Here is a 22,434-nt window from a genome sequence, read left to right as displayed (position 1 = left end):
AACTCATGTCAACCCCCCGGTCCCATCATGTCATCGGCAGGGCGTCAACTAAAGAACGGGAGACATTTGGTTACGAAAGCGTGCTGCGAAATGGCAGACGGCGGCTGTGACGGCTGAACTCTCCCGTAAAGGAGGGGGTTTCGCGGCACTGAGTGCCACGTCGGGCGCACGTCGGGCGCCACTTCGGGTGCAATCGAGTGCAATGCGAAAGGTCACGCGTTCCCGTTTGCGGCCATCCCGGCGTAATGCCCACGCAACTGGATGGTGAGCATTACCCGGGACGTAATTCCGAGCTTGCCGAATATGTGCTCAAGGTGCGCGTCGACGGTGCGCCGCGAGATGAACAGCCGCTCCGCGATCTGCTTGTTTGACAGGCCGGCGGCCACCAGGCTGGCGATTTCCCGCTCGCGGGCCGTGAGCTGACTGGGCAGCCCGATGTCCGTCTCCGCGCTGCCCCTTGGCTCCGTGTCGGTTTCCGGCCCCGGGGCATCCATGGGGCGAGCGCCGGCCGGGCCGGCGGTCTCGTTGAGCGCGAGCGCGACAAGCTGGCCGAGCGGCTGGCTGCGGCCGCGCGCGAACAGGTCGGCGAACCGCTCGTCGCCGAGCGCGGCCGCCGCGCCGGCGGCGGCCGCACGCGCTGGCTCGAACGCCGTGCTCGCGGCGTGCCGCCCGTCGGCTCGCCGCCACAGCGCGTCCGCCCCGCCGAGCAGCCACGCGGCCCGCTGCCTGGCGCCCGACCTGGCGGCAAGGCAGGCGAGGACCTCAAGCGCGAAGGCGGTGCCCGGAATGTCCCCGGTCTCGTGCCGCACCCGGAGCGCCCGGGCCACCGTCCAGGTGGCCTCGATGTCACGGCCGCCGCGATGCAGGGCGAGCGAGGCGAGCAGGTACAGGCGCGCGTGCAGCCAGCGCTCACGTGAGCCGCCAAGACGGCGGAGCCCGTCCTCCACCTGCCCGAGTGCGCCATCGACGTCCCCGCTGAGCAGCGCCAGGTAGCCGAGCTGCGCGTCCAGGTCGGCCAGCCCGCAGCGGTCACCGGCCGCCGTCAGCAGCCGCCGCGCCGTGCCCGCGGCGGCCGCGGCGCCGGCCAGATCCCCCTGCACACACCGCGCGATGCTCTCCACCAGGTGACACTGCCCGGCTAGCGTACGGTCGTCATGACCGGCGGCGATGTCGCGGGCGCGGTACGCGTCGTCGAGCGCGAGGCCGGCCTCACCGCGCATCGCGCGCAGCCGGCCCCGCGCGGCGAGCGCGGCGCCCTGCGCGACGGAACCGGGGTCCGCGGCCGCGACGGCACGACCGAGCCACTCGCTGCCCTCACCGGACAGGCCGCAGGCCAGCCAGTAGCCGGACAGCGCGGTGGCAAGCGCGACACCAGCGGCGGCCCGGTCCGGCCGTGGCCCGGGCCGGCCCTTGCCGACAGCCGCGCCGGCACCCGCGTCGACGTCGCCGAGCGCGTAGCGAAGCGCGGCGCCGACGTTGTCGTGCTCCCGCTGCAGCTCGCGCAGCAGGCCGCCAAGGTCGTCGTCGAGGTAGCGGTCGCGGAACCGCTCGGCCATCGCCAGGTACCTGGCGATGAGCCGGTCGCGGGCGACCGGGCGCGCGTGCCCGGTCCGCGTGTGGTCAGCTTCTGCCGCTGCGAGCCGCTCCGCGCCGAACTCGCGGACGCCCCCGAGCATCAGGTACGTGGGCTGGTCGCCGCCGGCCGCCGGGCTCACCCTGGTCAGCACGGACTTGTCCACCAGCCGGACGACATAGGGCAGCACCGGGCCGAGGCCCGGTTCGCCGCCGATCTCCTCGGCGGCCCGCAGGGTGAACGGTCCGGCGAAGACGGAAAGGCGCGCCCACATCGCCTGCTCGTCGGGAGTGCACAGCTCGTGGCTCCAGTCGATCGAGTCGCGCAGCGTGCGGTGCCTGCCGCCCCGGTGCCCGCTCGTCAACAGCGCCAGCGGCTGGTCGAGACGGCAGGCCAGCTCGGCGAGCGGCAGCGCGCGCAGTCGCACCGCGGCTAGCTCAATGGCGAGCGGCATCCCGTCGAGCCGCCGGCACAGGCCGGTCACCACGGGCAGCTCGGCGGCGCCGACGGTGTAACCGGGAACGGCGGCCGCCGCGCGCTGGATGAAGAGTTCGACGGCGCTGCCCCGCAGGTCCGGGCCGTAGCCACCACCCCAGTCGTCGGGTGCCGCTGTCTCCATGATCTCCGCCGACGGCACGGGCAGCGGGCCGAGCGGGCAGGCGTTCTCTCCGCTCACGTCGAGCGGCTCCCTGCTCGTGGCGAGCAGGGTGACCCGGGGTGCCTGGGCGATGACCAGCTCGGCGAACAGGGCGCACGCGTCGATGAGGTGCTCGCAGGTGTCGAGGATCAGCAGCAGCTGACGCTCGCGCAGGTGGTCGAGCACCGCGTCGAGCGCGGGCTGCTCCGCCAGCTCCTGCAGGCCGAGCGCGGCGGCCACCACCTGAGCCGCGAGGCCGGGGTCGCCATGTTCAGGGTCGCCTGGGCCGGGGCCGCTCAGTCCGGACAGGCTGGCCAGGCAGATGCCGTCGGCGAAGCGAGCGGCGGCCCGCGCCGCGGCGCGCAGCGCGAGCCGGGTCTTGCCGACGCCGCCAGGCCCGGTCACCGTGACAAGGCGGGCGTGCCCGAGCAGTGCGGTCAGCCGGGCGAGCTCCGCTTCCCGGCCCACGAAGCCGGTCGTCTCGACCGGGAGCGCGTGCTGGCGCGGCCTGCCGACGTGCATGCGATCCTCACGACATCGGAGCGCGACGCGCCCCAGTATTATGACCAGAGTAATCAGTTGCTTACAGTCTGTTCAGTCTATGTCACGCATGCCCGCGCCTCCCCGGCGCGCCGCTCGCACCTTCGCGGGTCATGCCATCGACATATACCGACTTTGGGCGGGACAAAGCCGTCAAACGGGGACAGATTTCTGCAGCGAGAGACCGCGTCCACCACGCCGACCTGCGCAACGCCGAGCGCGTCTCCGCTGCTGTCGAAGCAGGCCGCCGCCGCCGCGCGCTGCGCGAACAGGTCAACCACGGTCCCTGAGCAGCGATTCGATCCCGCAGGCGGTGTCCGCGCGCGGCACGCCAAGGCGGAGCGCGACCGTGCCGGCGAGCAGCAGCGGGTCGGTCAGGCCGGACAGTTCGACGAGACAGCTGACGCATCACGGTCTTCCGGTCTTCCGCTCGCCGTTCTTGCCAATCCTGCAAACGTTCGCATCTTTGGAACTCGCCGATAGGATCTTGGTAAGAAATACCGGGAAAACCACGCGAGAACACGGCAGTTCGGGAATTCACCCGGCGGAGACATGCCTCTCTCCGGCCATTGCGTTCCATGCTGGCGCGCTAAGCCCGCAGGCCGGCGCGCTAAGCCTGCGTGAGCGGGTGGCCGATGGAGGCCCGCATCGGGAAACGGTTGTACGGCCGCGAACGGACAGTAAAGAGACACCGGCCAGCCGCGGAAACCATCACCGCCAAGGACAAGCACGCGCATGCGCTTTCACCCGCTACCCGGCGATTGGCACGCCTATCGGTTTTTCGCCGGCGTTAACACTCATGCATGGCGAATGAGCGTGAAACCCGCACCCGTTCGGTGGCTAGACCTCGGCGCGGGCGGCGGGGGTCAGCAGTTCGCCGACCGCCTCCACCAGCAGAGTCATCTCGTAGGCCACCTGACGGGTGTCGCAGTCCGTTGACGCGAGCACCGCAAGGCTCGAGCCGTCGCTGATGGCCTTCACGAACATCAGCCCGCGGTCCATCTCCACCAGCGCCTGCGTGGGCCTGCCGGCCTCCATGATCCTCGCCGCGCCCACGATGAGGCTGGTCAGGCCGGAGGTGATGGCGGCGAACTGCTCGACCGCCTGCCCGGGAATGCCGGACGACAGGGCAAGTGGAACGCCGTCCGCGGACACCACGATCGCGTGCGCGACATCCGCGACCCGCGTGGTGAAGTCCGTGACGAGCCAGTTCAGGTCCTCGCGGTATGCGCCGCTCAACGGCTGTTCTCCTCTCCTGCGTGCGGTGTTCCGCCTGTTCCGCGACCCGCCTGCACGGCGTCACGGTTGCCAAGCTGGAACCCGGACAGGCGACTGCGTGCCGCCTCCGGCGAGCGCCGCCGGGACGTCTCTTGCTCCTGGTACGGGATGTCCTGGCGCTGTGTCTCTCGGTGGGGGGGATCCCGGAATGCGGGGGCGCCGAGTACCGGCATCCCCGCAGCCGGGGTTGGGCTTCCCGGTCCCGCTACGGCCGCGGCCATGCCGGAACCCGGGGTGTCCGTGCCGGGGCGGGAGGCGGCACCGGGGACGCGCCGAGGCAGCCCCGTCGCCGTCCACTCGCGCTGTTCTGGCACCCGGTTCGTATCGCCGTCGCCGTAGCCGTTGTCGGCTGTCTGCCATTCTGCCGCGAGTTCCTCTTGCGACCGTGCCAAGCCGGCGGACGGCCGCTTGGCGGCGAACCACGCGGCCGCGGAACCCGCGGGCTGCACGCTTCGCCTGGCCATTGGCTGCTCGCCGCTCGAGCTGATCACGCCGCTCCGGTGGCGCCCGACCCCGCGCCTGGCCAGCGTCATCGGCTGGAAGCTGGTCGGCGGCGGCGTGCTGTCCGCGGTCGACGACCACGAGCGGAACCCGCCGGTCACCGGGCCCTGCTCGCGCTTGGTCAGGTTGCCAGGCAGCCAGACCAGGGCGGACAGCCCCTGCGGCTCGCCGGGACGGAGCCTGACCCTGATCCCGTGCCTGGCCGCGAGCCGGGCCACCGCGAAAAGCCCCATGTGCCGCGAGATCGACACGTCAACCACGGGCGGGTGGTCGAGCCGCCAGTTCATCTCGGTGAGCCGGCTCGGTGAGACGCCGACACCGTCATCGCGCACCTCGATCATCGCGCCGCCCGTGCCGAGCTCCATGACGGTGACGCGAACCTGAGTCTCGCGTGGCGAGAAGAGCGTGGCGTTCTCGATCAGTTCGGCGAGCAGGTGCACCACGTCGGCCGCCGCCAGGCCGGACACCATGATGCCCGGCTGCACGGCAAGCGCCACCCGGTGGTACTGCTCGATCTCGGCGGCCGCGGCGCGCGCCACGTCGGTCAGCGGCACCGGCTCGGTCCACTTGCGCACCGGCTCCTCGCCGGCCAGCACGAGCAGGTTCTCCGAGTTCCTGCGCATCCGGGTGACCAGGTGGTCCATCGCGAACAGGTTGCCGAGCTGGTCCGGATCGTCCTCGTTCTGCTCCATCGAGTCGATCATCCGGGCCAGCCGGTCGATGAGCGGCACGCTGCGCCGGGACAGGCTGATGAACATGGTGTTCAGGCTGCTGCGCAGCTGCGCCTCGTTGCCCGCCAGCCGCACCGCCTCCGCGTGCACCTGGTCGAAGGCGCGTGCCACGCGTCCGATCTCGTCGGTGGACTGCACGCTGATCGGCTCGACCGCCGCCGTCGCCTCGCCGTCCGTACCCGACGCGGCGGCCGCCACTCGCTCGGGCAGCCGGACCGTGGCGATCTCGAGTGCGTCACGCTGCAGCCTGCGCAGCGGGTTGACCAGGGTGCGTCCGACAAGCGCCGTGGCGAGCAGCACGAGGAGCACCGCGCCAGCGGTCACCGCGGCGCTGATCACGGCCGTGTTCATCGCCTGGTGCCGCAGGGACTGGCTCCGTGCCGTCACCGCGTTCGCGACCTGCGACTCGACCTGGCCCATCTGGCTGATCACCGCCGTGCTGTCGGCGTACCAGATGTCCGCGACCGTGGCACGGTCGAAGCCGAGTGTGGTGTCCTTGCCGATCTCCTCGAAGGTGAGCAGCGGATTCCCGGTCAGCGTGACGAAGCCCTCGAGCAGCTGCGCCTCGTTGTCCTGCTGGCCGGCCACCGTGGTGAGGAACGTGTTGGTCTGGTCCGCCGTCGCGGCGTCGTTGAAGGCGGTGAGGTCGGCCTCCTGGAGGCCTTCCGCGGTGGTCAGCCCGCCGAGACCACCCGAGCTGCTGAGCGCCAGGCCGGGATCGACGTCGTTGAACGGCTTGGAGACCGGGTGGGCCTTGGTCTTCTTGGTGCTCGCGTCGTAGACGCTGACCTCGACCAGGGTGCTGTAGAGGATGGCCCGCTGCCGCGACGCCTGGTCCTTCGCACGGGACAGCGCGTCGAGCGCGCGGACGTTGTCGGCGAGCACCGCGTCGCCGCTGCCGCTGGTGATCTCGTCGTCGAGCACGAACAGGTTGGAGATCGGGTCGTTGTAGTTCGCGACGACTTGGATCGCCGGCTGCCCGATCAGCTCGCTGCGCAGCCCGGTGATGCTGTCCACCGACGAGACGACGGCCTGGGCCTTGGACTGGACGCTGCCGGGGAAGTCCGGCCCGATGGCGGCGGCCAGCGCCCTGACGCGCTGGGCGACGGCGTCGGTGACGTTGTAGGCCGTGTTCCGCTCGGCGGTCTCCTTTGCCAGCGCCGCGTTCACCGGCTTGGCCACCGCGGGATCCGCCTTCGCGGCGTTGGACGCCAGCGTGCCGTAGGCGGAGACGCCCGCGGTCAGGTCGCGCTCGTCCTCCAGGGCCTGTGCCAGCTTGATGGACTGCTCGCCGAGTGTGGCGAGCTGGGTGGTCCTGCCGTAACCGTCCGCGGCGCTCACCGCGTCCGCGACCCGCAGGCCGCCGAAGACCAGGCCGGTCACGCTCGCCACGGCGAACACCGCGACGAGACGCGCGGAGACGGGCCAGTTGCTGAGCGACAGCCGGGCGGGCCGGCCTCGCGCGCCGCCCGGTCCGCCCACTGCGCCACCTGTCGCGGCGCGGGCTTCCTGAGCGGGAGCTGCCTGGGCTCCCGGCTCGATGGCTTTCCCCGTCCCTGCACCGGGCAGCGTGGACTGCCCGCCTCGCCGCTCGGTCCCGAGCGCGTCAGGGCCTCTCATGCTCCGCCCTCGCCTGTTCATGTCTTAGCCGCAGATAAAAATCGACATGAGCCAGTCGCGACATGGGGTCGGGCTGTCGCAGTGCCTTCAGTCACGCAGCGCCGCGTCTGGCTAGCGAGAGTCTAAGTCTCGGCACCTGCGAAATTCGGTGAAATCACGATTTGCGGGAAAAACCGGCGAGTCACCGCGGAATTTTCCTACTTCCATATGCATCAATACATTCCCTGGCATCCAGGCTTCCCGCCAGCCACACTCGCCACCGCTCTAAGCCACTGCTCGCCGCCTTGCGTCCATCGAATATTCCCTTGTCATTGCCGGGGCTATAATCCCGGTGATGATAAGGGAATTCGAAAAGATGATCTTGCCATGAGGTTTCACGGATTGGAGCGAGGACCTGACCGCACCTTCGAGACTGGTGGAGACTGGTTGCATGGACGCCGGACGGGAGTCGCTTGAGCGCGCCTACCGGGACGAGGCGACCCGGATCAGGGCCGCGCTCGCCGCGCGCACCGGCGACGTCGGCCTCGCGGAGGACGCGGTGCAGGACGCGTTCATCGAGGCGATCGAGCACTGGCCGCGCGACGGCGTCCCCGCTAACCCCGGCGGCTGGCTCGCCACCACGGCCCGTCGCAAGGCACTGGACCGGCTGCGCCGCGACAAGACGGGCGCCGACAAGCTGGCGTTGCTCGCCGCCACCGAGGTGTGGGCGGCGCCCGCCGCGCAGGCCGGCTCGCCGGGCGAGGCCCGGCCCGGCCGGCATGAGGCGTGGCCGCCCGCGGGCCACGGGGGCGAACCTGACGCCGGGGGACCGGACAGGCAGGCCGACGATGAGCTGCTCAGCCTCGCGTTCGCCTGCTGCCATCCGGCGCTGGCCCGTGACGCGCAGGTCGCGCTCACCCTGCGCGCCGTCTGCGGCCTGACCACCGAGCAGATCGCGGCGGCATTCCTGGTCAGTGAGCCGACGATGTCCCAGCGCATCCTGCGCGCGCGCAAGACGCTCAGTGGTCTGCGCACGCCGGTGACGATCCCCGACCCCGACGAGCTCGCGGACAGGCTCGCTCAGGTGCTCGCCGTCGTCTACCTGGTATTCAACGAGGGCTACCTGGCGAGCTCGGGCCGCGAGCCTGCTCGCAGGGACCTGGCGGCCCAGGCGATCGCGCTGACCAGGACGCTGCACCGGCTCATGCCGCGCGAGCCCGAGGTACTCGGCCTGCTCGCGCTGCTACTGCTGCACGAGTCGCGCGCCAGGGCGCGCTTCGACGGCTGGGGCCGCATCATCAGGCTCAAGGACCAGGACCGGGCCAAGTGGGACAGGCGGCTCGCGGACGAGGCGGGCCGCTACCTGGATCGCGCGATCACGCTGCGCCGCGCCGGACCCTATCAGGTCCAGGCGGCGATCGCCGCGCTGCACGCACAGGCCCCGTCGTACGAGGAGACGGACTGGCGGCAGATCCGGCTGCTTTACAGCCGGCTGCAGCAGCTTGCCCCCTCGCCGGTGGTCCTGCTCAACCGCGCGGTTGCCACCCGATACGCGATCGGGGCGGAGCAGGCACTGGCCGAAATCGAGCCGCTCGCCGCCGAGCTCGACGGCTATCACCTGTTCCACGCCCTCCGCGCGGCCCTGCTCGCCGCCGTGGGCCGCACGGAGGAGGCCGAGCGGGTCCGCGAGCGAGCGCTCGCGCTGGCCGCCAACCCGGCCGAGCGCGAGCTTCTCACCCGCGGTCTTTCGTTGTGACCGCCCGCGCTTGCTGAGCGCCCGATACGATGGCGGTTTTTGCCATCTGGCGCTCAGCAAGCGCCTGTCTCCCGGGGGGGACGACCCCCTGTACCCCCCGGATAAAAAGCTGCGGCTGCGATGCGTCGCCCTAGCGTTGGTTGCGAGAGTCAGCCCATCTCGATGACGGGGCGGACCTCCATGGTGATCCAGCCGCGGTCGACGCCCGGCCAGGTCTTGGCGATGTCGACGGCCTCGTCGATCGAATCCGCCTCGATCACCGAGTAGCCGCCGAGCACCTCCTTGGTCTCCATGAACGGCCCGTCGGTCACCGCGCCGGCCCGGATCGTCTTGGCCGAATCAACACCCTGGAGCTGGTGTCCGCCGTCCAGCTTGCCGGTAGCGCCCCACTTCTCGTACCAGGCGCCGACCTCGGCGTACCAGGCACCGTACTCGGCGCTGTCGGACGTCGGCTCGTTCGGCGTGTCCAGGATAAGCAGCACGTACTTCACGCGATTCCCCTTCCTGTTGAGCGCCCCTGGCGGGCGCCCTCACTTGCACCACGAATGCGCGGCCCGTCCATCCGACACCCCGCCGCGAATTCCGCGCAGAACTTTTCGCGCACGCCACTGGCATCCCGCTCACCGGGCTTCCTTGCGCCAGACCAGGCGCAGCCCCGACCAGTCGTCGTCCACGGCGGCGACCTTCAGGTCGATGAGACCAAGACCGCGTGCGCACGCGCGGACGACGTTGTCGGTGATGTCGCTGTCGTGCCCGGCCGCGCGCCGTGGCCACAGCGCCCAGAGCGCGCCGCCGGGGAACACCTGGCGGGCGAGGTCCGGCAGCCGGTCACCGAGTTCCACCGTGGCACGGAAGAAGGCGATGATCACGTCGGCCGCCCCGCCGGCGTCGGGGAGAAGCAGGCCGTCCGGCGGTTCGGTGAGATCCCAGCCGTCGGGCGGCTCGGAGAAGCCGACCCGCATCCCCGCCCTGAGCCCGAGCTTGTGCGCCTGTGGTGTTCCCGTCATGCCCTAGGGGACGGGAATGTCGTGGTGCGCCCGCGCGAAGGAGACTTCATCCTCGGTCAGGTCCGCCTCCTTGACGAGCCGGACCAGGTCGACGTGCCGCCCCACCGGGCACCACTGCAGCCGCCAGATGCCCAGGCGCAGTGACTTCAGCGATGCGCCGGGAATCCATACGGTGGTGAATAGGTGACCTTGACGGCAGCGCACGAGGCTGTCCTTGCCGAGCGCGTAGCCCTGGCGGCTGAGGTAGATCGTCCCCGCCACGTAGCCGGCGACGATTCCCAAGAACAGAGCCACTCGTCGTTTGCCCTTGGACGATGTCATGCCGCCTACGCTACTCCGTAGGCACCCGCCCGCCATGGACAATCGTCCCGAGAATCACGCCGCTGGTCAGCGCCGCCGAAGGGTCAGCCGCCGAAGGGTCAGCCGCCGAAGGGTCAGCCGCCGAAGCCCGTCATCGAGAACGCCTCGTCGAGCGCGAGCTGCCACGGGAAGCCGTCATCGTCCGCGCCGACCGGCCCGGTGCCGCCGGGCCCGAGCAGCACGGAAACGCCCTCGGCGCGCAGCGCCTTCACCGACCGCGCGAACTGCGGCCGGGACGCGAGCGGCGCGCTCACGGCGGGCAGCACGACGGTGGGGATCGCCATCCCCGTCTGCTCGGCGAGCACGGCGAGCGCGTAGGAGTCGGCGATGCCGAGAGCCCACTGATTGAGCAGGTTGAACGTGGCCGGCGCGACGATGATCGCGTCGGGCACCCGGGACCTCGGCTCGCCGGGGGAGCGGTGCGTGCTGCGTACCGCCGACCCGGTCGCCGCCTCGATCTCCGCCGCGTCGAAGAACGCGAGCGCCGACGGCGTGGCGATCACCTGCACCGTCCAGCCGCGCTCCACCGCCTGCCCGATCAGCGAGCCCACGTCAGACGCGGGCGCGGCTCCCGACACGACGACCGATAGCACCCCTTTTTTGTGCGCCATGAGGACGAGCATAGAAACCCGTCGCCCCGTTGTCTTCCGCGGCCACGCCGCGATCCCCGCCGGTCAGACGCCGGCCCGCGGTCGGTCAGCCGTGGGAAATCCCATCGACCGGACGGCGGAACGCGGGTAGCGTCGGGCTGCGTGGCCGATGCGCACTTCGAACACCCGCGCCTCGCGATGCTCTACGACCCGCTCGACCCGGACCGCCAGGACCTGGACGTCTACGCGGCGATGGCGGCGGAATTCGGCGCATGCGACGTGCTCGACATCGGCTGCGGCACCGGCGTGCTCGCCTGCCTGCTGGCCGGCCGCGGCCATGCCGTGACCGGACTCGACCCGGCGCTCGCCTCACTGGAGATCGCGCGCGGCAAGCCGTTCGCCGACCGGGTCCGGTGGATTCACGGGACCACCGCGGCGCTGCCCGCGGAACTGAGGACAGACCTGGTCACGATGACCGGCAACGTCGCCCAGGTCTTTCTCACCGATACCGACTGGGCCGCCGTCCTCGACGCCGCGCATCGCGTCCTGCGGGAAGGTGGCAGGCTGGTCTTCGAGACGCGCGACCCGGACCGCCGGGCGTGGCGGGAGTGGGACCGCGCGCACTCCTACGTCAAGACGGACATCCCGGGCGTCGGCGGCGTCGAGGGCTGGCACGAGGTCACCGGCGTGACCGGCGAGTTCGTCACCTTCCGCGCCACCTACGTGTTCGCGTCCGACGGCGCGGTGCTGACCTCGGAGTCGACACTCCGCTTCAGGCCCAAGGCGGCCGTGACAGAGTCGCTCGCCGCCGCCGGGTTCACCGTCGAGGAGATCCGCGACGCGCCCGACCGTCCTGGCAAGGAATTCGTCTTCATCGCCGCCCGGTAGCGGGACGCCGCGCGCAATGCTGTGCCGACTGGTGCCAAGCGAGGCGCGGACCGCTAAAGTCGACAATCGACCGTTCCGGGCGATTTGAGGAGTCAGCGGCGTGACAGACACGGCGACGCAGGTCAGATGGGGCATCGTGGGCACCGCGAACATCGCGCGCGCCCAGTTCCTGCCCGGCCTTCGCGAGGCGGGCGGTGGCAGGGCCGCACTCGTGGCCAGCAGGGACAAGGGCCGGGCCGAGGCCTACGCTGCGGCGAATGGCGTCGACCGCGGCGTCGCCGATTACGCGGCCCTGATCGAGTCGCCTGATGTCGATGCCGTCTATGTGGCGCTGCCCAACGCGCCGCACGCCGAGTGGACGATGCGCGCGCTGCGGGCGGGCAAGGCCGTGCTGTGCGAGAAGCCGCTGTGCGTCGGCTCGGCGCGGACCAGGGCGGTCCTCGACGTCGCGGCGACCGCGGCGAGGCCGCTCTGGGAGGCGTTCGTATTCCCCTTCCAGGCACAGCACCGGCGCCTGGTCGCGCTGCTGGCAGACGGCGCGATCGGCGAGCCCGCCGAGGTCATCAGCGCGTTCCACTTCCTGCTGTCGAGCACGACGAACATCAGGCTCGACGCCGCACTCGGCGGCGGCGCGCTGGCCGACGTGGGCTGCTACCCCATCCGGCTGGCGTATGAGCTGTTCTGCGCGCCGCTGGCCCAGGCGGCAGGCATCACCGCGACGGATCCCCAAGAGGTGCGCGTCGCGGCCTGCACGGGCGTCACCGAGGGCGAGGTGGAGGTCGACGCGGCCGCCATCGTCGGCTTCGGCCGCAGCCGCCGGCTGCTGCTCACCTCCGGCTTCAAGCGCAGCTACGACACCGCGAGCAGCGTTCTCGGCACCCAGGGACGGCTTCAGCTGACCAACCCCTTCCACCCGGGTCCCGCCGACACGCTCACCCTGCTGCGGCCCAAGGCCGACCCGGTCACCGAGCGGCCCACGACGGACGAGCGCTCATTCACCGCGGCCATCAGGCACATCCACGCGGTGCTGCGCGGCGAGGCCGCGCCCGAGCACACCGCGAGCGAGTTCTCGCTGCCCGCCGCCCGGACCCTCGAACAACTGCAGGCACTGGCCAGGCCAGCCAACGAGGAACGGTAGCGCGACGATGACCGACAACAACCTCACCATCGTCATCGGCTCCTACCTGGAGCCCGAGCTCGTCGACCGCATCCGCGCCGCTCGGCCGGCCGCAAGCGTGGTGTACGAGCCGGGACTGCTGCCGGCGCCCAGGTACCAGTGCGACCACACGGGCCCGGCTCGGAACCTGAGCCCCAACGACGTGGCGCGCTGGCGGGAGCTGACCGCGCGGGCGGACGTCTTCTTCGACTTCGACTGGCTCGATCCCGCGGAAATGGCCAACCACAGTAAAGGGCTGCGCTGGATCCAGGCCACGAGCGCGGGCATCGGGGGGTTCATGCAGCGCACCGGGCTCGACAAGTCCGGCCTCACGGTGACCACAGCCGGCGGCATCCACTCCGTGCCGCTCGCCGAGTTCGCGCTGACCGGCGCGCTGTACTTCACGAAGGGCATACCTGAACTGCGCCAGCGGCAGCAGGCCAGGCACTGGGAGCGGTACACCACCAGGCAGCTCGCCGGTCAGCGGGCGCTCGTCGTCGGCCTCGGCGGCATGGGACGCCAGGTGGTCGCGACGTTCGCGGCCCTCGGCGTGGCGGTGACCGGGCTCGGCAGGGACGGCGGCCGCTACGACGTGCCAGGCCTCAGCCGTCTCATCTACCGCGACGAGCTCGACGCCGCGCTGACCGACACCGACATCCTGATCCTCTGCTGCCCGCTCACCCCGGAGACCGAGGGGCTCATCGGCCGCGCCCAGCTCGACAGGCTGCCGCCGCACGCGGTGCTGGTCAACATCGCGCGCGGACAGGTGGTGGACCAGGACGCGCTGATAGACGCCCTGGCGAATGGCAGGCTCGGGGGAGCGTGCCTCGACGTGTTCACCAAAGAGCCACTGCCGGCCGACTCGCCGCTGTGGGGGATGGACAACGTCCTCGTCTCGCCGCACTCGGCGAGCACGGTGGCCACCGAGAACGAGCGCCTGACGGACCTCTTCCTGGACAACCTGAAGCGGTTCCAGGCCGGCCAGTCGCTGCGAAATCTCTACCAGTCATCGCGCGGCTACTAAAAGCCACCAAAGCTGACTCAAGTTTACCAATCCGTAAATATTCAGACATAGACGCGTTTCCCTAACGGGCGTACGGTCGATTGCTGAAGGTCGATGGTCGACGGTCGACAATCGACTGTTGCAAGCCTAGGGAGTGCCGTTGCATTCGATCCCGAAGAGCATTCGGTTGGCGGTTCCGGCCGCCATCGTCGCGCTGGCCGCAGCCGCGTGCAGTTCTTCCCCCTCTAGCCAGCCCGCTAGCTCGACCGCATCGTCAACCGCGAGCGCCGCCGCAAGCGCGGGCGCGCCCGCGCACGGCGGAACGATGCAGGTCGCGTTCCAGTCCGACCCTGACACGTTCGACCCGCAGGTCTGCTACGACGCCACCTGCTGGGACAACATGCAGATGATGTTCGACAGGCTCTACGACTACAAGGCTGCGACCACGCAAATCCAGCCGGAGGCAGCCGCGAGCATGCCTGTCGTCTCCGGCGAGGGCAAGGTCTACACGATCGCCATCCGCCAGGGGATGACGTTCGACAACGGCAAGCCGGTCACCGCGGCCGACTTCGTCTACACCTTCTCCCGCATCTGCGACCCGGCGACCAAGTCCCCGGTGGTCGGATTCTGGAACGCCGTCGCCGGCTGCCAGGACTTCGCCAAGAACCCGGTGGGCAGCGTCTCCGGCATCAAGGCGACGGGCAAGTACACGCTGCAGATCACGCTCACCCAGTCTGACGCCGCCTTCACCTACGTGCTCGCCATGCCCCACGCGTCGGTGATCCCGGCGGGCAGCGGCGCGCAGCAGGCGCAGCACCCGCTCGGCTCCGGCCCGTTCGAGCTCGTCAGCTACAACTCCGGCCAGTCGATCGTGCTCAAGGCCAACCCGCACTACTGGAACAAGGGCCTGCCGTACGTCGACGGTGTCAACGAGAAGCTCGGCGTTACGTCCGAGGTTCAGCTGCTCGAACTGGAGAAGGGCCAGATCGACCTGATGGGCGACCCGCTGCCCAACTCCGACTACCTCAGCGTGATCAACAACAAGTCGCTGGCCAGCCAGATCAACCACCGCCAGTCGCTCGACACGTACTTCCTCACGCTGAACACCAAGGTCAAGCCGTTCGACAACCCGAAGGTCCGCGAGGCCGTCTCGTACGCCATCGACAGGAACTTCCTGCTCAAGCTGGTCAACGGCCAGGGCAGCCCGGCGACCGGCTTCATCCCGCCGGGCGTCACCGGGTACACCAACGAGAACCTGGTCAACCCGCTGAACGTGGCCAAGGCCAAGCAGCTGCTCGCTCAGGCGGGTTACCCGCACGGCTTCACCACCACGCTGTACAGCTGGAACACCCAGCCGTGGACCAACCTGGACCCGGCCATCCAGCAGCAACTCGCCGCCATCGGCATCACCGTCAAGGTGCAGCCGCTGCAGCAGAGCACCTTCTTCACCCTGGCGGGCACCCCGGGCAAGGCGCCGATGACGCTGACCTTCTGGGTCGCCGACTACCCGGACGCCAGCGACTTCTTCCAGGCGCTGACCTCCTGCGCGGCGGCGATCCCCGGCGGCCAGAACTACTCGTTCTACTGCAACAAGCAGGCGGACGCGGACGTCAACGCCGGCCTGGCCGACCCGGCCAACGCCGCGGCCGACTACGTGAAGGCCGACAAGGAACTGCTCGCGGACAACCCGGTCATCCCGCTGTACTTCGGCACGACGACCTCGGTCAGCGGCGCGTCCGTCGGCGGCTTCTTCGCCAACCCGATCTGGGACTGGGAGATGGACTACTACTGGCTGAAGCAGTCCACCTCCGGCAGTTCAAACAGCGGCGGGCTTGGTGGCTGACGTTCTCACCGTGGAACACCTCACCGTTGCCTTCCCCGCCAGGGAGGGCACCGGTGAGGTGGTCCGGGACGTCTCACTCGCGATCAGGCCAGGCGAGCGGGTCGGCCTGGTCGGCGAGTCCGGCTCGGGCAAGTCGCTGACCGCCCGGGCGATCATGCGGCTGATACCGAAGCCGGGCCGGGTCACCGAGGGCACCGTGCTCTTCGACGGGGCCGAAATCGACCCCAAGGCCGCGCCGACCGGCTGGCGCGGCACCAAGCTCGCGATGATCACTCAGGACCCGCTGTCCAGCCTCAACCCGCTGGTCCGCATCGGCACGCAGATCACCGAGATGCTCCGCTTCCACCGGGGCGTGGGCCGCGCCGAGGCGAAGGCCAAGGCCATCGAACTGCTGCGTTCCGTCGGCATCCCCGACCCCGAGCGGACCATGCGCCGCTTCCCCGCGGTGCTGTCCGGCGGCATGCGGCAGCGGGTCGCGCTCGCCATCGCGATCAGCTGCGACCCGCGGCTGCTCATCGCGGACGAGCCGACCACCGCGCTTGACGTCACGGTCCAGGCGCAGGTTCTCGGCCTGCTCGAGCGGATGACCGCGGAGCACGGCAGCGCGGTACTGCTGATCAGCCACGACCTCGGCGTCGTCGGCACCTTCTGCGACCGGCTGCTCGTCATGTACGCCGGGCGGATCGTCGAGTCAGGCCCGGCCGCCGAGGTGATCACCGCGCCCGCGCACCCCTACGCCAAGGCGCTGCTCGCCTCGCTGCCGTCGCTGGCCGGCGAGGTTCCCGAGCGCCTCCCGTCCATCCCCGGCAGCCCGCCGCACGGCGGTGCGGCCGCCGCCGGCTGCGCCTTCGCCCCCCGCTGTCCGGTGGCGCGGCCGGTCTGCCTGCAGGCCGATCCGCCGCTGATCGAGATAACCAGCCACGGAACGGTTGGCGGCTCCGTCAGGCACGCCGCGTGTCACGCCGTCGGCGACGAGACCTGGAACGCCGCATGACAACGCAGCAGACCACGCACCAAGTCACCGCACCGATCGTCGACGTCCGCGACCTGAAGGTGCACTTCCCGATGCGCCGCGGCCTGTTCGGCAGCCAGCTCGTGAAGGCGGTGGATGGCGTCTCGTTCACCATCGCGCCAGGCGAGACCCTCGGCCTGGCGGGCGAGTCCGGCTCGGGCAAGTCCACCGTGGCCCGCACCCTGGTCCGCATCAACCGGCCGACGGGCGGCTCGATCCGGCTGGCAGGCGCGGAGACCGCCCGGCTGAGCGGCCAGGAGCTGCGCGCCTACCGGCGGCGGATGCAGATGGTCTACCAGGACCCGTTCGACTCCCTCGACCCCAAGCTGACCGCGGGCGACGCGATCGGCGAGGGCCTCATCGTCCGCGGCGTGCCGCGAGCGCGGCGCAAGGCCGAGGTGGAGACGCTGCTGTCCCGTGTCAACCTGCCGGCCGCGCTGGCGGGCCGCTACCCGGGCCAGCTGTCCGGCGGTCAGCGGCAGCGGGTGTCGATCGCCCGGGCGCTCGCGGTCAACCCCGAGGTGATCGTCTGCGACGAGGCGGTCGCCGCGCTCGACGTGTCGATCCGCGCCCAGGTGCTCAACCTGCTCAAGGACATCCAGGCGGACGCCGGGGTGAGCTACCTGTTCATCTCGCACGACCTGTCCACGCTCCGGTTCATGGCCGACAATATCGCGATCATGTATGTCGGCCGCCTGGTGGAGTACGGCACCAGGGATGAGGTGTTCTCCCGGCCGAGCCACCCCTACACGCGTGCGCTGATGGCCGCCGTGCCCGACGTGGCGAACCTCGGCAGCCCCCGCGCCGAGGCGCTCGGCGGCGAGCCGCCGAGCCCGGCGAACCCGCCGTCCGGCTGCGCCTTCCACCCCCGCTGCCCGCTGACCATCGACATCTGCCGCACGCACCGGCCGCCGCTGGTGCGCAAGGCCTCCGGCCAGCTCGCCGCCTGCCACGTCGTCCCTGACGCCGATTCGCGGGCCGGCGATCTGGCGGACCTGTCTCCCGTGTCCGCGCCGGAGGTGACCCCGTGACCGCCCCGCCCAGTGAGGCGCTGCCCTCGTCCGCTCCCGGCACCGTCGCGGCGGAGCCGACCGCGGTGACCGAACCGGGCCTCGCCCGGCGCGCGCTGACCAGCCTGCGCAGGGACCCGGTCGCGCTGATCGCGGTGCTCGCGGTGATCGTGCTCGCGCTCGTCGCGGTCTTCGCGCCGCTGCTCGCCCCCTACGACCCGCTCAAAGCCTACTCCGACGGGCTCGCCGCCAACGGCGCGCCGGTCGCGCCCGGCCATGAGTTCCTGCTCGGCACCGACCCGAACGGCCGCGACGTCCTGTCCCGGATGATCTTCGGCGCCCGGGTGTCACTGCTTGTCGGCGTGGTCGCCACCGGCCTGGCGTCGGTGATCGGCGTGCTCGTCGGCGGGATCGCCGGCTACGCGGGCGGTCTGGTCGACTCCATCTTGATGCGGATCACCGACGTGGTGCTCTCCTTCCCGATCCTGCTGTTCTGCGTCGCGCTCATCGCGATCACCGGCCCCTCCACCAGGAACGTGATGCTGGTCATCGCCTTCGGCTACTGGACCTACCTGGCCCGGATCGTGCGCAGCCTGGTGCTGTCGCTCAAGGAACGCGAGTTCGTCACGGCGGCGAAGACGCTCGGCATCGGGCACGCTGCGATCCTGCGGCGGCACATCCTGCCGCACCTGGTGCCCGCGATCATCGTCTACTCGACGCTCGGCGTCGCGTCCTCAATCCTCATCGAGGCCTCGCTGTCCTACCTGGGCATCGGGGTGCCGCTGCCGCAAGCGTCCTGGGGGCAGATGATCTCCCAGGGCCAGGAGTACTTCCAGGCCGCCCCCTGGCTGCTGATCGCGCCGGGCATCGCGCTCATCGTGACCGTCCTCGCGTTCAACCTGGCGGGAGACTGGCTCACCGACCTGCTCGACCCGGCGACCTCGGAAGGGGGCCGATGACCGCATGGGTGCTGCGCCGCATGGCGCAGATGATCGTCGTGATCTTCGGCGTGGTGACGCTGGCCTTCCTGCTCGCCTACATCGTTCCCGGCGACCCGGCCCGGCTGGTCGCGGGCCCGAACGCCAGCCCGCAGGCGGTCGCCTCGATCCGCCAGCAGCTCGGCCTCGACGAGTCGGTGTGGTCGCAGTACGTCTCCTACCTGGGCCGCCTGGCCCACGGCAACCTGGGCACCTCGTTCGCGCTGCAGAACCAGTCGGTGGCCGGCCAGATCTGGCACGCCCTGCCGTACACGCTGGCGCTCGCGGTCGGCGGTGTCGTGGTGGAGATCGTGATCGGCGTCCCCGTCGGCATCGCCGCCGCCTACCGGCCCAGGTCGGTCGCGGACAGGACGGCCACGCTGGGCGCGCTCGTCGGGCTGTCCGCGCCGCCGTTCTGGCTGGGCCTGATGCTGCTGTACTACCTCGGATACAAGCTGTCGCTGTTCCCGATGAGCGGCACCGGCTCGCCGCTGATCTGGTACCTGATCCTGCCGAGCTTCACGCTCGGCATCGGCGGCGCGGCGTGGTACTCGCGGATGGTCCGCACCACGATGCTCGGCGTGCTCCGCTCGCCGTACATCGAGTTCGCGCGGCTCAAGGGCATGCCGGAGCGGACGATCCTGTTCCGGCACGCGCTGCGGCACGTGCTGACCCCGGTGATCACCATGCTCGGCATGGACCTGGGTTACTTCCTCGGCGGCGTGCTGATCATCGAGTCGGTGTTCGGCCTGCCGGGCGTCGGGCGGCTCGCCTACAACGCCATCGGCACGCTCGACATCCCGATGATCACCGGGACCGTGCTGATCGCCGCCGTGTTCATGGTCGTCATGAACTTCCTCGTCGACATCGCCTACACGGTCATCGATCCGCGCGTCAGGCTGAGCCGCCGCTGACCAACCGAACCCCGTTTCCTGCCTGACAGTACGCCCTGGCGCCCGCGCTGTACCCAACCACACGGGGCCCGCCGGGGGGACGTGCAGTAATACCGGCGGCCGGATGATCTGCCGCCACCACGAGAGGATGAATCCACCAGTATGAGCAGCAAAGAGCTTCGGGTCGCCGTCGTCGGAGCGGGCCGCTGGGCCGAGCGGGCTCACGTGCCTGGCTGGCAACGCGACTCGCGGGTCGAGGTGGCCGCGATCGTCGACACCAACGCGGAGGCGGCCGCGTCTGTCGCCAAGGAGTTTGGCGTGGAGCGGGTGGTCACCGACTACCGCGAGCTCCTCGACGACCCGACAATCGACGTGATCGACGTGGCCACCGGCAACGAGGCGCACTTCCAGGTCTCGTGGGACTCGCTGGAGGCCGGCAAGCACGTGCTGTGCGAGAAGCCGGTGCACCGCGACGCGCGGCAGACCGCGGCCGCCGCGCAGCTCGCCGCGTCCAAGGGCCTCAAGACCAAGCTCGGCTTCACCTTCCGGTACGCGCCGGCGGTCATGTACGCCAAGGACCTGATCGACGCGGGCTTCGTCGGCGAGCCGTACATCTTCAACGGCTACGAGCAGAACAGCCAGTGGATCGACCCGAGCACCCCGCTGCGCCAGGCAGAGGGTGCCGAGCCCGGGGAGGAGAAGGAGATCGCGGTCTCCTCGATCGAGGGCTACGGCGCGCCGATCATCGACATCATGCACTGGTGGGTCGGCCGGCCGATGACCAACGTGGTCGGCACGATGCGCAACTTCGTCCCGGTCCGGATGCTCCGCTCCACCGGCACGATGGAGCGGATGAACATCGACGACGGCGACATGTGGATGTGCGAGTTCGACTCCCCGGTGATGGCCTCGATCCAGTCTTCCTACGTGACCGTCGGCAACTACCCGGGCATCGAGGCGCGGTTCTACGGCTCGGAGGGCGCGCTGATCGTCCGCCTCGTCGAGGAGTTCGGCGTCTGCCAGACGATCAAGACTGCGACCAAGGGCTCAGTCGAGTTCGTCGAGCGGGAGATCCCGCAGCAGTACTTCCCCGAGGGCGGTACGAGCCTGGAGCCGTGGCCGCTGCTGTTCTACTCGAACCTGGTGAAGAACTTCGCCGACGAGATCCTCGCTGGCGGCAGTGAGAACCAGGGCGACTTCGCCCAGGGCGCGCTCGTGCAGCGGACCATCAATGCCTTCGAGCGCTCCGCGCGTGAGCGGCGCTGGGTGGCGTTCGACGAGGTAGAGGGCGCCTGACCGTGCGCGTGTCAAGCAATGCCGCGCGGCTCGTCACCCAGGTGCTCGCCGGCGAGGTGTGGCCCCCGCTCGGTGACCGGCACGGTTTCCGCGTCGACCCGGACGGCGACGCCTTCCTGCTTCCCGGCATGGGCGGCGTTACGCTCGGCGTGCACTGCGGCGACCCGGCGACCGGATACGCCGCCGACCATCTGGAGCCTGGCCTGTCGGTCAGGCACCGGGACACGGCCGCCAACTTCGCGCTGCAGTACCTGTCCTGCGTCGGCAACACGGTCCTCGTCACCTCCGGTCCCGCCGCCGGCGCCGAGGGCTTCGTGATCGGCCAGCACGCCTACGTGCTGTGCGACCTGCCGGAGCAGGCCCTGAGCGCGGTGACGACCGGCGACCAGGTCACGGTGTTCGCGGTCGGGCAGGGCCTGGTGCTCGACGACCATCCGGGCATCCGGGTGAAGAACGTCTCGCCCCGGCTCCTCAACGCCCTGGCGGGCGGCACCGGTGCCGGCGGCAGGCTGGACGTGCACGTCGCCGCGCGGGTGCCCGCCGAGGCGATCGGCGCGGGCTCGGGCATGGCCTCGGAGTACGCCAACACCGACCTGATGGGTGCCTACGAGGTGGGCGGCGACGACCTGTCGCTCGGCCTGCACGGCCTGCGGATCGGCGACATCGTCGCGCTCGACGGCCAGGACCACCGTTTCGGCCGCGGCTACCGGGAGGGCTGGGTCACCATCGGGGTGATCTCCACCGGCAGCGGCAGGCTGTTCGGGCACGGTCCTGGGCCGTCCACGCTGCTGAGCGGGCCCGCCGAGGCCTTCAACCTGATCGATGACAGGGACGCCAACCTCGCGGTGCTCGCCACCGCGCCAACGGGAGCCAGCGCATGACCGCAAGCACAAGCACCGACGGCAAGGGCGCGCTCGCGCTCGTCGACGTCAACCTGGCCGGGGTGATCGAGCAGGCGAGCGTCGGCTCTGACCCGTTCCGGATCGACGCCGACGGCGCGCCCTACGTCCCGGTCGGCGACGGCGGCATCGTGCTCGGCCTGCGGCTCGGCGACGGGGTATGGGACCGCGCGGGCGACCACGCCGCGCCTGGCGCCTGCCTGGGTCACCCAGACCCGGCGGCGGGCTACGCCCTCGTCGCCCAGGCCTGCATCGGCAACCCGGTCACGATCAGGACTGGCGCCGCGGCGGGCCGGGCAGGCGTGGTGATCGGCAAGCGTGGCGAGGGCGGCAGGGTCATCGCGACCTTCCCGCAGGACACGCTGCGCCTGCTGCGCCCCGGGGACCAGGTGGCGGTGCGCGGCCGCGGGCAGGGGGCCACCGACCCGGTGCCCGGCGTGACGCTCGCCAACATCGACCCGGCGCTGCTCGCCGCGCTGCCCGTCGAGGTCGCGGACGGCAGGCTGACCGCCGGGGTCAGGGCGGTCGTCCCGAGCAGGCTCGTCGGCAACGGCATCGGCCGTCCGACTCCGCTGTGGGACCTCGACCTGCAGCTCACCCCGGACAACGCGGACCGCTACGGCGCGGCGGGCCTGCGGCTCGGCGACCTGGTGGCGATCACCGACATCGACGCCAGGTTCAACGCGGGCTACCGGCGCGGCTGGCTGACCATCGGCCTCGTGGTGCACGGCGGCAGCCCACAGCCCGGACACGGGCCAGGCGTCACCGCGATACTCACCGGGCCGGCCGGCGCGCTGGCGGCGATCCCCGAAGCGGAGGGCCACCGCGGACTGAGCGAGGAGGCCGCACTTGCGGCTATTTCAGGCCAGCGCTAGGCGGCCCGTG

19 protein-coding genes are annotated in these 22,434 nt (G+C 70.7%); 12 read left to right on the top strand and 7 right to left on the bottom strand.

Annotation, left to right across the window (positions count from 1 at the left end; all coding sequences use genetic code 11):
* Positions 1–212 precede the first annotated feature (212 nt).
* From EAS64_RS00495 to EAS64_RS00485, 3 genes are all read right to left on the bottom strand, one after another.
* Positions 213–2,732 (bottom strand): helix-turn-helix transcriptional regulator, encoded by a 2,520-nt coding sequence (locus EAS64_RS00495; protein ID WP_145850744.1) that lies wholly within the window; start codon positions 2,730–2,732, stop codon positions 213–215.
* Positions 2,733–3,590: 858 nt separating this feature from the next.
* Positions 3,591–3,989 carry a roadblock/LC7 domain-containing protein gene (locus tag EAS64_RS00490; RefSeq protein ID WP_145850743.1) on the bottom strand — a complete coding sequence of 133 codons (399 nt, stop codon included), beginning with the start codon at positions 3,987–3,989 and terminating at the stop codon, positions 3,591–3,593.
* Positions 3,986–6,880: a sensor histidine kinase gene (locus EAS64_RS00485; RefSeq protein ID WP_187365587.1), complete on the bottom strand. Its 2,895-nt coding sequence runs from the start codon at positions 6,878–6,880 to the stop codon at positions 3,986–3,988. The genes EAS64_RS00490 and EAS64_RS00485 overlap by 4 nt, the downstream gene beginning before the upstream one ends.
* 430 nt (positions 6,881–7,310) lie before the next feature.
* Here EAS64_RS00485 and EAS64_RS00480 point away from each other — a divergent pair, with 430 nt between their 5' ends.
* Positions 7,311–8,615: an RNA polymerase sigma factor gene (locus tag EAS64_RS00480; protein WP_145850741.1), complete on the top strand. Its 1,305-nt coding sequence runs from the start codon at positions 7,311–7,313 to the stop codon at positions 8,613–8,615.
* A gap of 149 nt (positions 8,616–8,764) precedes the next feature.
* On the opposite strand, the gene EAS64_RS00475 is transcribed toward EAS64_RS00480, so the two are convergent.
* The 4 genes from EAS64_RS00475 to EAS64_RS00460 all read right to left on the bottom strand — a co-directional run bounded on the left by EAS64_RS00475 (position 8,765) and on the right by EAS64_RS00460 (position 10,593).
* Positions 8,765–9,106: a YciI family protein gene (locus EAS64_RS00475; RefSeq protein WP_145850740.1), complete on the bottom strand. Its 342-nt coding sequence runs from the start codon at positions 9,104–9,106 to the stop codon at positions 8,765–8,767.
* A gap of 129 nt (positions 9,107–9,235) precedes the next feature.
* Positions 9,236–9,622, bottom strand: coding sequence for a DUF3052 family protein (locus tag EAS64_RS00470; protein WP_145850739.1), 387 nt, complete (start codon positions 9,620–9,622; stop codon positions 9,236–9,238).
* A gap of 3 nt (positions 9,623–9,625) precedes the next feature.
* The gene (locus EAS64_RS00465; protein WP_145850738.1) at positions 9,626–9,943 is read right to left on the bottom strand and encodes a hypothetical protein; all 318 of its coding nucleotides are present in this window, start codon (positions 9,941–9,943) and stop codon (positions 9,626–9,628) included.
* A gap of 113 nt (positions 9,944–10,056) precedes the next feature.
* Positions 10,057–10,593, bottom strand: coding sequence for a flavoprotein (locus tag EAS64_RS00460; protein ID WP_145850737.1), 537 nt, complete (start codon positions 10,591–10,593; stop codon positions 10,057–10,059).
* A 141-nt stretch (positions 10,594–10,734) separates the two neighbouring features.
* Here EAS64_RS00460 and EAS64_RS00455 point away from each other — a divergent pair, with 141 nt between their 5' ends.
* The 11 genes from EAS64_RS00455 (at position 10,735) to EAS64_RS00405 (ending at position 22,424) form a co-directional block, all read left to right on the top strand.
* Positions 10,735–11,460, top strand: coding sequence for a class I SAM-dependent methyltransferase (locus EAS64_RS00455; RefSeq protein WP_145850736.1), 726 nt, complete (start codon positions 10,735–10,737; stop codon positions 11,458–11,460).
* A gap of 100 nt (positions 11,461–11,560) precedes the next feature.
* A complete protein-coding gene (locus EAS64_RS00450; RefSeq protein WP_145850735.1) occupies positions 11,561–12,598 on the top strand; it encodes a Gfo/Idh/MocA family protein in 1,038 nt (345 codons plus the stop codon).
* Between the two features lie 7 nt (positions 12,599–12,605).
* A complete protein-coding gene (locus EAS64_RS00445) occupies positions 12,606–13,640 on the top strand; it encodes a D-2-hydroxyacid dehydrogenase (RefSeq protein ID WP_145850734.1) in 1,035 nt (344 codons plus the stop codon).
* Between the two features lie 166 nt (positions 13,641–13,806).
* Positions 13,807–15,462: an ABC transporter substrate-binding protein gene (locus EAS64_RS00440; RefSeq protein ID WP_187365586.1), complete on the top strand. Its 1,656-nt coding sequence runs from the start codon at positions 13,807–13,809 to the stop codon at positions 15,460–15,462.
* Positions 15,455–16,456, top strand: coding sequence for an ABC transporter ATP-binding protein (locus EAS64_RS00435; protein ID WP_145850732.1), 1,002 nt, complete (start codon positions 15,455–15,457; stop codon positions 16,454–16,456). The genes EAS64_RS00440 and EAS64_RS00435 overlap by 8 nt, the downstream gene beginning before the upstream one ends.
* The gene (locus tag EAS64_RS00430) at positions 16,453–17,505 is read left to right on the top strand and encodes an ABC transporter ATP-binding protein (protein ID WP_145850731.1); all 1,053 of its coding nucleotides are present in this window, start codon (positions 16,453–16,455) and stop codon (positions 17,503–17,505) included. Before EAS64_RS00435 ends, EAS64_RS00430 begins: the two co-directional genes overlap by 4 nt.
* Complete coding sequence (locus EAS64_RS00425; protein WP_222848898.1) at positions 17,502–18,443, top strand: ABC transporter permease; 942 nt, start codon at positions 17,502–17,504, stop codon at positions 18,441–18,443. Before EAS64_RS00430 ends, EAS64_RS00425 begins: the two co-directional genes overlap by 4 nt.
* Positions 18,440–19,375, top strand: coding sequence for an ABC transporter permease (locus EAS64_RS00420; RefSeq protein ID WP_145850730.1), 936 nt, complete (start codon positions 18,440–18,442; stop codon positions 19,373–19,375). Before EAS64_RS00425 ends, EAS64_RS00420 begins: the two co-directional genes overlap by 4 nt.
* Before the next feature lie 141 nt (positions 19,376–19,516).
* Complete coding sequence (locus tag EAS64_RS00415; protein WP_145850729.1) at positions 19,517–20,650, top strand: Gfo/Idh/MocA family protein; 1,134 nt, start codon at positions 19,517–19,519, stop codon at positions 20,648–20,650.
* Between the two features lie 8 nt (positions 20,651–20,658).
* Entirely contained in the window at positions 20,659–21,531 is an 873-nt protein-coding gene (locus tag EAS64_RS00410; protein ID WP_222848897.1) for a DUF4438 family protein, read from the top strand.
* Complete coding sequence (locus EAS64_RS00405) at positions 21,528–22,424, top strand: DUF4438 family protein (RefSeq protein WP_145850727.1); 897 nt, start codon at positions 21,528–21,530, stop codon at positions 22,422–22,424. The genes EAS64_RS00410 and EAS64_RS00405 overlap by 4 nt, the downstream gene beginning before the upstream one ends.
* Positions 22,425–22,434 lie beyond the last annotated feature (10 nt).

This window comes from Trebonia kvetii (assembly GCF_007827045.1).
In the GTDB taxonomy this organism is placed as follows: Bacteria; Actinomycetota; Actinomycetes; order Streptosporangiales; family Streptosporangiaceae; genus Trebonia; species Trebonia kvetii.
Note: the sequence above shows the minus strand (reverse complement) of the source record. Positions and strands in the feature narration are given on the sequence as shown.